The organism is Haloferax sp. Q22 (genome assembly GCF_001482285.1).
Taxonomy (GTDB): Archaea; Halobacteriota; Halobacteria; order Halobacteriales; family Haloferacaceae; genus Haloferax.
In genome coordinates this window covers 1-9,462 of the sequence record NZ_LOEP01000038.1, presented here as the reverse complement: position 1 = coordinate 9,462, position 9,462 = coordinate 1, and the positions used below count along the sequence as shown (strand labels likewise).

Here is a 9,462-nt window from a genome sequence, read left to right as displayed (position 1 = left end):
AAGGATCATCTTGCAGGGTCGCTGAGCTCATTCCACCTCAGCATTCACCCTGCTCTTTGGTGTGCTAATCGTTCTATGACACCCTCCATGGCACCAATATAACAGTTAATTCGCCAAACAGTTATCAGACACAACAGCGAAGAATCACGACAGTACATGGACGGGGCCGAGGGGGAATCACCGACGATACGCGTGCTCTACGTCGACGACGACGAGGGGCTGTTGGCGCTGACGAAGCGGTTTCTCGAATCGACGGACGACGGTATCGAGGTCGAGACGACCGACTCGCCGCGGCGGGGGCTGGCGCTCCTCGAGAGGGAGTCGTTCGACGCGGTCGTCTCCGACTACCAGATGCCCGAGATGTCTGGTCTCGAACTCCTATCGGTGCTCCGCGACGAGCGCGGCTCCGACATTCCCTTCGTCATCTTCACCGGGCGGAGCCGCGAGGAGGTTGCCATCGAGGCGCTGAATCTCGGCGCGGACAGCTACCTCCAGAAGGGTGGCGACCCGACGGCGCAGTACGGTGTCCTCCGGCAGACACTCGTCAGAATCACGGAACACAGGCGCGCGGAGCAGCGGCTCCGGGAGCGCGAGGCGCATCTCCGCGTCACCCTCGACTCCATCGCGGAGGGCGTCGTCGCCACCGACGCCAGTGGGACGGTCACCCAGCTGAACCGAACGGCCGAGGAGATAACCGGCTACGACGCCGACGCCGCCGTGGGCGAGCCGCTTTCCGACGTGTTCCACCTCGTCGACGCGGAGACCGGCGAACGAATTGACCCGATGCAGCGCGTCGCCGAGGCGGGCGGGCCGGTCGAACTCGGCGCGAGAACGAAACTCGTCACGAGCGACGGCGACGAGCGGTACATCGAAGACAGCATGTCGCCCATCAGGACCGACGACGGGGAGGTCGAAGGCGTCGTCGTCGTGTTCCGCGACGTGACCGAGGCGTACCGCGAACGGGAACGGCGAGAGCGCCAACGCCGGGCGCTCATCGACCTCGCGACCGACGAGACGGTCATCGCGGGGTCGTTCGAAGACGCCCTCCCGCGCATCACCGAGACGATGGCGACGGTGTTGAGCGTCGAGCGGGCGAGTATCTGGCTGTTCGACGACGCCGAGACGCTCCGCTGTGTCGACCAGTACGACCAGGTGTCGGGCGAGCACACGGCCGGGGCGACGCTAACTGCGTCAAACTACCCGTCGTACTTCGAGGCGCTGGCGGGGAATCGGTCGCTCGGCGTCGACGACGTTCAGACCGACCCCGCGACCGCCGAACTACGGAACGGCTACCTCGAACCGAAGGGCATCGCGTCGATGCTCGACGCGACAGTCAGGTCGGGCGGCGAAGTCGTCGGCGTCGTCTGTCACGAACACGTCGGCGAGCCGCGGCAGTGGCAGACCGACGAACTGCGGTTCGCCGCGGAGGTCGCCGACAACGTGGTCATCGCGCTCATGCGGGCGACCGACGTCGACGCGCTCCCGGCGACCGCCGAGGAGGACGAGGCGGGGGAGGCGAACGCAGACGAGAGCGCTGACGAAAACGAGGAGTGAACCGACCGACGCCCGGTCGACCCGCCCGAGTCGGCCGACGCCGGGTCTACTTTTCGTCCGTTCGGAACCCCATCCGGTCAGTTCTCGTGACCGAATTCGAATATCGAACCCCCGATTCGGTTCGGGGGTTGAAAAACGTCGATTCCACGGAGAATCCGGCGAAATCGGCGCATCACCGTGAAATCTAAAATGCCCGTAGCTCCAAAGAACGTGTATGTCGAACAGCAGCCGATTCGTCGTCGCGACGCACGTGCTGACAAACTTGGCGGTGCGGAGCGACGAACGGCTGTCTTCCGACCGTCTCGCGTGGAGCGTCAACACGAACCCGGTGGTCATCCGTCAGCTTCTGTGTTCGCTCCGGAAGGCGGACCTCGTCGATTCCAAGCGCGGCCCGACCGGCGGTTTCACGCTGGCCCGCGAGCCGGACGCCATCACGCTTCGCGATATCTACGAGGCGGTGGAGGACGCCGAGCCGTTCTGCTTCCACACGAACGAACCGAACGACGAGTGCACCGTCGGCGAACACATCCAGCCGGTCCTCGGCGAACTGCTCGAACCGGCGATTCAGGCGATGCTCGACGAACTCGACTCGGTCACCGTCGCGGAAGTCCACGAGGAGATTTTCGAGACGGCAGAGGGCGACCCGCTCGAAGTGTAGAAAGCGCGCTCAGGCCGTCGACTGGATCGTCTCGGCCTCGGCCGACTCTTCGTGCTCGGCGTCGAGCCACTCGGTGGCCCACTCCTGAATCTCGTCGAACACCGGGCACAGCGAGACGCCCTTATCGGTCAGCGAGTAGTACGTCGCGACCGGTGCGTCCTCTTCCATCCGGCGGTTGACGAAGCCGTGTTCCTGCAGGTCGTCGAGGACGCGAGAGAGCGTCCGCGAACTCGCGCCGGTCGAGCGCTTCAGTTCGTTGAACCGCTTTTCACCGTCTTGGAGGTCGTGGAGGACGATGAGACGCCACTGTGACCCGATTTGTTTCAGCGAGTTGATGATGGGACAGGGGGCGTCGTCGAGGTTCATATCCGTGGCCATACACCCACCTCGGTTCCGACCCTCTTTAGCGGTTCGGTCAGTTTACCTGCTTTCGAAACGTTACCTGATTCGTCTGCGGACCGAGCGACTGGCCGACCAACCGACGACCACCAATCATCGACCGACTGCCCCGCTTGACCGACTGCCCGCTCAGGCGAGCAGCCGCGAGAGGAGGAGGAACACGCGCTTGAGGTTCTTCGAGAGGCTCGACTGGTTCTCCGAGAAGAGTATCACCTCATCGTCTAGCGCGTGAATCTGCAGGCACCGGCCTCGGTCGGACAGGTCCTTGAGTTCGACTCCTCGGACCGAGTCGAGCGGGACGATGAGGTAGCGGTACTCTTCGTCTTGGATGTCGGCATTACAGTGGTCGCCGTAGACGTGGATGCTCCGCTCTGTGACCGCGAGTTCGTAGCCGATGTAGCTCATTCCGGCGATTTCGGCTCCGGCGCGGCCGCCCTTGACCTTGCCTTTCAGGTGCGAGGCGTCAAGGAGGATTCCGTCAACCATACCGCCCGGTTCCCGGCGGGCGTTCGTAAGTATTCGCGCCCAGTTCTCCGAATTGATTCTGTGGGCGAACGAAAAGGAGTAAACCCGAGTCAGCGGCTGGCCTTCGGTCGAGCAGTCATCTGACGACGGGAGTCGGTGTCGCCCGAGCCATCGGGTTCGATAATCGAGTACGACGAGACGAGGTGGTTAACGATGTAGTCGACCGTCGAAGGGTCGTACGTCCAAAAGCCAGTGAAGCCGAACCCCGGTTCGGTCTCCTCGGCGACGAGCGCGCACTTGTAGTCGCCGACGCCGTTGCCGTCGTAGGCGACGAACCAGGAGCGCCGAATCTCATCGGAGCGCGCGAGGTGCAGTTGGAACTGGTCGGCCTGCGGGACCTCGCCGTTCGGGTAGATGTACGCGTGGACCGAGAGGTCGTTGCGGCCGCCGAGACGGCGGTACGTTTCAAGTTGGGGACGGAGGTTCCCGCCGGACTGAAAGCCGGAATGGAGTTCGCCCGCGCCGACGCGCCACGCGCGGTCCTCGATTTCGCGGGTGGCGTTGAGCATCTGCTGACGGTCATAGGAGGTAAACAGCGTCTCGTCGAGGTGGTCGAGAATCGGCGCGTACGAGTCGCGTTCGAACCCCGGTTCGACGTCCTCGGGGCGCGTGAGGAGGTCGTCGACCGAAACCGCCGTGTGGAACTTGTCGCCGGTACCCAGCACCGCGTAGTTCGAAGGGCCCTCGTCGGAACTCGCAGACTCCACCGAGACGTTTCGATCCGCAAGGTGCTCGGCGAGTCGCTCGACGACGCCGGGGGTCGGATTGAACACCGTCAGTGTTCGCTCCGAGGCGGCGACGCCGGAGATAAGTTCGCTGAGAGACATTACCGGGGAAACGCTACACCGGGTTATTATTCTTTGCAATAATATGGTGCCCGATTCCCGGCGATTCAGTACGCGAAACCGAGTGACACCCGACGAGTAAAGGAGTCGCTACCGGAGCTGTGCGGATTCCTAACTATCCCCCGCGAGCGTGTACATTCGGTATGATTTCCGACGCCCCTCACACCCGCCCGTCCGCAGAAGTCGACGACGAACCCGGGACGGACGCCAGTTCGTGGTTCACCGCGGAGGTTCCCGATATCGTCGCCGGGCTCGAATCCTCGCAGTCCATCGGACCGCTCACCGCCGCGGCCGCCCGCGAACTCATCGCGGTCGGACGCGCGAGAGACGCACTCGCGCTCGTCCTCGGCGAAGTCGACGGGTCGTGGCGACGGTAGGACGGCGAGAGCCCGCGAGAAGGCGACGCGGCGAACGAACCGACATCGGCGGTCGGCGGACTACTCCTCACGCGAATTCGTGTCTCTGACGTACAGTTCCACCAGCGAATCGAGCAGGTGCGGCGCCAGTCGGAACCGAACGTCCACGCTGTTCTGCTCGCGGTCGTACGCGAGCTGTTGGACGTCTATCGCGGTCAGAATCGTGCGCATCGCGTCGACGACGTAGTTGCTCGACCCCGCCTCGACGCGGAGGCTGTCGCCGAGGTGAATCGAGAGGCCGTCGACGACCGTCTCGTAACACGTCTTGCTCGGCGCGTTGACTCGCTGCGTTCGCTCGACGAGCCCGAGGCTCGAAAGTGTCTCGAGACGGCGGTAGATGGTCGATTCGGAGACGTTGCAGTTCTCCGCGAGCTCCTCCGCAGTCATCGGCGCGCGGTTGCACGCCAACAACACGTCCCGCGAGACCTCGTCACCGAGCGCGTCGAGGAGGTCGTCGTCCGACGACTCGGGAGGAATGTCGGTCTCGTCCGTCGCCGGGGGAGCGTCGCTCTCGTCGGTCAGCGGGCCCGGAGGATCGTCTGCGGCCGAAAGAACGTCGTCCACGAGGTCGCGTCGGGTCATCGCGTGTTACCTGACGCGGGCAGGTAATATGTAATCGGTGCCTACAGTCGAGATAATATTCACGTATCGCCGAACGTTCGCGAACGCCTGAAAATAGCGGGTGGGACGCCGAAATCGAACGGCGACGGCGGATTAACGGGGGCGAAACGCGGGGAGACGGCGGGGGAGCCCACCGCGTCGTGTCACCGCGCCGCTCACTCGACGGTGACGCACTTGGCGAGGTTGCGCGGCTTGTCGATGGGCCGTTCGAGCAGGTCCGCGGCGTGGTACGCGACGAGCTGGAGCTGGACGTTGGCGAGGACGCCGGCGATGTCGGGGTGCGTGTCCGGAATCCGAAGCACGTGGTCGGCGAACTCGGTCACCTCGCCCGAGCGGTCGCTCGTGATGGCGACGACGGGCGCACCGCGGGCCTGGACCTCCTTGACGTTGCTCAGCGTCGCCTCGTCGTCGTGGCCGGTGAAGATGGCGAACACCGGCGACATCGGGGTGACGAGCGCCAGCGGTCCGTGTTTGAGTTCCGAGGCGGCGAACCCCTCGGCGTGTTCGTAGGATATCTCCTTGAACTTCAGCGCGCCTTCGAGGGCGACGGGGTGGGCGACCCCGCGGCCGATGAAGAAGTACGCGTCGCTGCCCTCGTACTCGATGGCAATCTCGCGGGCCATCGAGGTGTCGAGCACCTCCTGTACGTCGCCCGGGAGCCGCGAGAGGGCCTCCATCAGGTCGCGCGCGGCGGGCGACTTCGCACCGGTCACGTCCTCGACGATGCGCTCCGTGAGGAGCGTCAGCGCCGTCACCTGCGACGAGAACGTCTTGGTGGCCGCGACGCCGATTTCGGGACCCGCGCGGATGAGCAGTTCGTCGTCGCACTCGCGGGTTATCGACGAGCCGACGACGTTCGTGACCGCGAGGGTCCGCGCGCCGGCGGCGCGGGCGCGGCGCACGGCGTCGAGGGTGTCGGCGGTCTCGCCGGACTGGCTGACCGCGATAACGAGCGTGTCGGGCGTCACCGGCGGCTTGATGACCGAGTACTCGCCGGCCATGAACGCGTAGGCGGGAATGCCACGAGAGTTGAGCAGGGACGCCGCGTACATCCCGGCGTGGTGCGAGGTGCCCATCGCGAGGAGGTGGACCTGCTTCACGTCGGCGAACGACTCCGGCGGGAACTCCTCAAGTTCGACGCCGCCGGCGTGGGTGTTCAGGCGGCCCTGGGTGGTCCGCCGGAGCGCGCCGGGCTGCTCGTGAATCTCCTTGTACATGTAGTGCTCGTAGCCACCCTTCGTCGCCGTCTCGGGGTCCCACTCGACGTGTTCGACGGGACGGTCGACCGCGCGACCGGCCGAGTCCGTGATTTCGTAGCCGTCCGAGCGGGTGACGACGAAGTCGCCGTCGTGGAGGTAGACGACGCGCGCCGTGTGCTGGATGAACGCGGGCACGTCGCTGGCGAGGTAGTACTCGCCGTCGCCGACGCCGAGGACCAGCGGCGACCCGGAGCGGGTCGCGAAGATGGCCTCCTCGTCGCCGATGATGGCTGCGATGGCGTAGCTCCCCGAGAGGCTGCCGACCGCGGCGCGGAAGGCCTCCTCGGGGGTCGCGCCGTCGCGGAGGTTCTCCTCGATGAGGTGCGGGATGACTTCGGTGTCGGTCTCGCTGCTGAAGACGTGTCCGCGGGATTCGAGGTCGCTGCGGAGCGACTGGAAGTTCGAGATGATGCCGTTGTGGACGACGGCGATGCGGCCCGACTCATCGGTGTGGGGGTGGGCGTTGCCGTCGGTGACGCCGCCGTGGGTCGCCCAGCGGGTGTGGCCGATGCCGTAGTCGCCGGCGATGGGGTTCTGCTCGACCGCCGCGACGAGTTCGGAGACCTCGCCGACGCGCTTCGTCAGCGAGATGCCCGAGCCGTTTTTCACGGCGATGCCGGCTGAGTCGTAGCCGCGGTACTCCAGCCGCTGGAGTCCGTCGACGAGCGAGTCAACGGAGTTGTCCGCGCCGATGCAGGCGGTGATTCCGCACATCAGTGGGTCACCTCCACGCGCTCGCGAACGTCGCCGTGTAAGACCGTGCCGGGGCCGACGACGGCCTCCGCGCCGACGCGACTACCCGCTGTGAGCGTCACGTTCGCGCCGACCTCGGCGCGGTCGCCGATGATGCTGCCGAGACGGCGGTCGGTGTAGAGCCGGCCTTCAAGGATGACGTCCGCCCGGCCGCCGGGGGAGACGACGCCGTCGCCGACGGTCGCGCCGGGGCCGACGACGGAGTCACGGAGGACGACGCCCGCCCCGACGCGCGCGTCGGTCGAGAGGATGGAGCGCTCGATGACGCTGTTCGCGCCGACCGATACGTTGTCTTGGAGGCACGAGCCGGCGCTGATGACCGCGCCCGGCCCCACGTCGCAGTCCTCGCCGACGACGACGTGGTCGCCGACGAGCGCGCGCTCGTGAATCCGCGCCGACTCGGCGACCGCGGAGTCGTGTCTGCGCGCGAGGAGCGTCTCCGTCACGGAGAGGAGTCCCCACGGGTGCGAGGGGTCGAGCCAGCCACCGTTGACGAGGACGGACGTGACGTTCCCGTCGAGGTAGTGAATCACGTCGGGAAGCCGCGTCTCACCGTCGTGCGGCGGGATGTGCCGGAGCGCCTCGAAGACGGCGTCGTCGAAGACGTAGACGCCCGCGTTGACGAGATAGCCCTCGCTGTCGACGGCGTGTTCGTCGATGTCGGCGATGCGGCCGTTGTCCTCGACGATGACGCCGTACTCCTCGGGCGTGTCGGATTCGGCGACCGCGACCGTCGCCACGGAGTCGGTCGTCGAGAAGCGTTCGAGCACCGTCGAGACGATGTCGGCGTCGACGACGTTGTCGCCGTTGCAGACGACGAAGGGACCGGAGACGAGACCCTCGGCGAGGAGGAGCGCGTGGCCGCTGCCGAGACGCGAGTCCTGGTGGACGAACTCGATGTCCACGTCCGAGTAGGTCGCAGAGAGATGCGACTGGATGCGGTCGGCGCGGTGGCCCACGACGACGACGGCATGCTCGATACCTGATTCGAACAGCGCGTCGAGGACGTACTCGATGACCGGCCGGTTGGCGACCGGGAGCATCGGCTTCGGTTGGAAGGTGGTGAGCGGGCGGAGCCGTCGCCCCTCGCCGGCCGCGAGGACGACCGCCTCGGTGATACGGTCGTTCATTCGCGCCCTCCCGCGAGCGACGGACGTTCAGAACGTGGCCGTGACGGTGAGTGAGTCATAGAGGGAACAGGGACGGCGACGGGGATTGTTATACAGAGGGTTCCCCGAACCGGTCGCGCGTTAGGGTCGCGTGTGAGACTGTTGCAAACGGCGAAAGCCAGCTTAAATCGGAAGGGAAGCGGGTTCGGACGCTCCTAATCGGGGCGGGCGTTCTCCCGGCGGTGTCGTGGCGTGCCGAAGCCGCCACGTCGGTTGCACGGTCTGCGAATCACACCCGCGAGTCGAGAACGGGAACGGGAGCGTGAGAGTCAGAAGCGAAGTGGGAGGGAGAGAGCGTCCGAGAGAACGACGTCGACGGGCGAGCGGCGAGCAAGGCCGCCGCTGTCAGAAAGCAGACCGAAGTAAAATCCGAGTTGTTCGTTGATATCGTTCGCGACGCGGGCGCGTGGGGGCCGACTCAGAGGTCGAGGCGGTCCTTGTACGACTCCATCGCGGTGATGGCCATGAGCGTCGCGGTGCTCAGCACGGCCCAGCCGGCGGCCGGAATCTGTTCGAGACCGGGGACGCCGAGCAGGCCGGCGGAGACGGTCGCGGCCACGCCGGCTGCGATAGCGAGGTTCCGTTTCGGCGACGCGGCGAGCGACGCCGACTGCTCGTCGTCGGTCTCGGTGCTGACGACGTCGCCGTCGAGGTACTGATCGAGCTGCTTCGCGGTGTCGAGAAGCGTGATGTCACCGCGGTTCTTCTCGAAGTCGACGATGCCCGCCGAGTCCATCTTCGGGAGGTGACATTGGTACAGACCGATGTACACGCGCTTTCGCTGGCTCGACGATAGCGCCTTGATCTCGATGCCGTTTTCCTTCGCGGCGATGAACTCGGCCATGTCGCCGAGCTTCGCCTCGCCGTCGTTCTCCTTGAGGTACCGGAGCGCGTCGCGCCGGCGCTGGTTCTTCAGAATCTCGAAGACGATGTCCTTCGAGAGCGCTTCGATTTCGGGTTGTTGCTGCTGCTCGGCAAGCGCGTGAGACCCACCAGTCGTCTCCGCGATTTGTTCGTTCGCCGTCTGGTCAACAACGTCGGTGTCTGCTTGTAATGAATCGGTAACCATTGTTCCTTCCTCCCCCACTGTGTGGTCGGGTGCTACCGAATACCGTGGTCAGTCGAGAGGGGAGACCACGGGACTTTGCACAGACCACAACCTTTGGATGCGCCCCGAGGGTGTCATAGAACGATTAGCACACCAAAGAGCAGGGTGAATGCTGAGGTGGAATGAGCTCAGCGACCCTGCAAGATGATCCTTCG

General features: G+C 65.5%; 10 protein-coding genes. 3 read left to right on the top strand and 7 right to left on the bottom strand.

The window, feature by feature from the left end; all coding sequences use genetic code 11:
- Positions 1-156: 156 nt before the first annotated feature.
- Both AM590_RS18035 and AM590_RS18030 read left to right on the top strand, forming a co-directional pair.
- Entirely contained in the window at positions 157-1,554 is a 1,398-nt protein-coding gene (locus AM590_RS18035) for a response regulator (protein ID WP_058828685.1), read from the top strand.
- Positions 1,555-1,768: 214 nt separating this feature from the next.
- Complete coding sequence (locus AM590_RS18030; protein WP_058828684.1) at positions 1,769-2,212, top strand: Rrf2 family transcriptional regulator; 444 nt, start codon at positions 1,769-1,771, stop codon at positions 2,210-2,212.
- 9 nt (positions 2,213-2,221) lie between these two features.
- On the opposite strand, the gene AM590_RS18025 is transcribed toward AM590_RS18030, so the two are convergent.
- From AM590_RS18025 to AM590_RS18015, 3 genes are all read right to left on the bottom strand, one after another.
- Positions 2,222-2,590: a helix-turn-helix domain-containing protein gene (locus AM590_RS18025; protein WP_058828683.1), complete on the bottom strand. Its 369-nt coding sequence runs from the start codon at positions 2,588-2,590 to the stop codon at positions 2,222-2,224.
- 150 nt (positions 2,591-2,740) lie between these two features.
- Positions 2,741-3,097 carry a hypothetical protein gene (locus tag AM590_RS18020; RefSeq protein ID WP_042663184.1) on the bottom strand — a complete coding sequence of 119 codons (357 nt, stop codon included), beginning with the start codon at positions 3,095-3,097 and terminating at the stop codon, positions 2,741-2,743.
- 89 nt (positions 3,098-3,186) lie between these two features.
- Positions 3,187-3,963, bottom strand: a complete 777-nt coding sequence (locus AM590_RS18015) for a DICT sensory domain-containing protein (protein WP_058828682.1) — start codon at positions 3,961-3,963, stop codon at positions 3,187-3,189.
- Between the two features lie 161 nt (positions 3,964-4,124).
- Between AM590_RS18015 and AM590_RS18010 the strand changes: the two genes are divergently transcribed.
- The gene (locus AM590_RS18010; RefSeq protein ID WP_004978156.1) at positions 4,125-4,358 is read left to right on the top strand and encodes a hypothetical protein; all 234 of its coding nucleotides are present in this window, start codon (positions 4,125-4,127) and stop codon (positions 4,356-4,358) included.
- Positions 4,359-4,418: 60 nt separating this feature from the next.
- Here the strand turns inward: AM590_RS18010 and AM590_RS18005 are convergent, their stop codons facing one another.
- The 4 genes from AM590_RS18005 to AM590_RS17990 all read right to left on the bottom strand — a co-directional run bounded on the left by AM590_RS18005 (position 4,419) and on the right by AM590_RS17990 (position 9,268).
- The gene (locus AM590_RS18005) at positions 4,419-4,979 is read right to left on the bottom strand and encodes a helix-turn-helix domain-containing protein (RefSeq protein WP_058828681.1); all 561 of its coding nucleotides are present in this window, start codon (positions 4,977-4,979) and stop codon (positions 4,419-4,421) included.
- A 194-nt stretch (positions 4,980-5,173) separates the two neighbouring features.
- The gene (gene glmS, locus AM590_RS18000; RefSeq protein ID WP_058828680.1) at positions 5,174-6,991 is read right to left on the bottom strand and encodes a glutamine--fructose-6-phosphate transaminase (isomerizing); all 1,818 of its coding nucleotides are present in this window, start codon (positions 6,989-6,991) and stop codon (positions 5,174-5,176) included.
- Entirely contained in the window at positions 6,991-8,160 is a 1,170-nt protein-coding gene (locus AM590_RS17995) for a sugar phosphate nucleotidyltransferase (RefSeq protein ID WP_058828679.1), read from the bottom strand. The genes glmS and AM590_RS17995 overlap by 1 nt, the downstream gene beginning before the upstream one ends.
- Before the next feature lie 457 nt (positions 8,161-8,617).
- The gene (locus AM590_RS17990) at positions 8,618-9,268 is read right to left on the bottom strand and encodes a hypothetical protein (protein ID WP_058828678.1); all 651 of its coding nucleotides are present in this window, start codon (positions 9,266-9,268) and stop codon (positions 8,618-8,620) included.
- Between the last annotated feature and the right edge of the window lie 194 nt (positions 9,269-9,462).

Excerpts from the sequence above, each read along its gene's own strand:
- AM590_RS18025 (WP_058828683.1), bottom strand. The coding sequence starts at position 2,590 with ATGGCCACGGATATGAACCTCGACGACGCCCCCTGTCCCATCATCAAC.
- AM590_RS18035 (WP_058828685.1), top strand. The coding sequence starts at position 157 with ATGGACGGGGCCGAGGGGGAATCACCGACGATACGCGTGCTCTACGTC.
- AM590_RS17995 (WP_058828679.1), bottom strand. The coding sequence starts at position 8,160 with ATGAACGACCGTATCACCGAGGCGGTCGTCCTCGCGGCCGGCGAGGGG.
- AM590_RS18015 (WP_058828682.1), bottom strand. The coding sequence starts at position 3,963 with ATGTCTCTCAGCGAACTTATCTCCGGCGTCGCCGCCTCGGAGCGAACA.
- AM590_RS18005 (WP_058828681.1), bottom strand. The coding sequence starts at position 4,979 with ATGACCCGACGCGACCTCGTGGACGACGTTCTTTCGGCCGCAGACGAT.
- AM590_RS18010 (WP_004978156.1), top strand. The coding sequence starts at position 4,125 with ATGATTTCCGACGCCCCTCACACCCGCCCGTCCGCAGAAGTCGACGAC.
- AM590_RS18030 (WP_058828684.1), top strand. The coding sequence starts at position 1,769 with ATGTCGAACAGCAGCCGATTCGTCGTCGCGACGCACGTGCTGACAAAC.
- AM590_RS17990 (WP_058828678.1), bottom strand. The coding sequence starts at position 9,268 with ATGGTTACCGATTCATTACAAGCAGACACCGACGTTGTTGACCAGACG.
- glmS (WP_058828680.1), bottom strand. The coding sequence starts at position 6,991 with ATGTGCGGAATCACCGCCTGCATCGGCGCGGACAACTCCGTTGACTCG.
- AM590_RS18020 (WP_042663184.1), bottom strand. The coding sequence starts at position 3,097 with ATGGTTGACGGAATCCTCCTTGACGCCTCGCACCTGAAAGGCAAGGTC.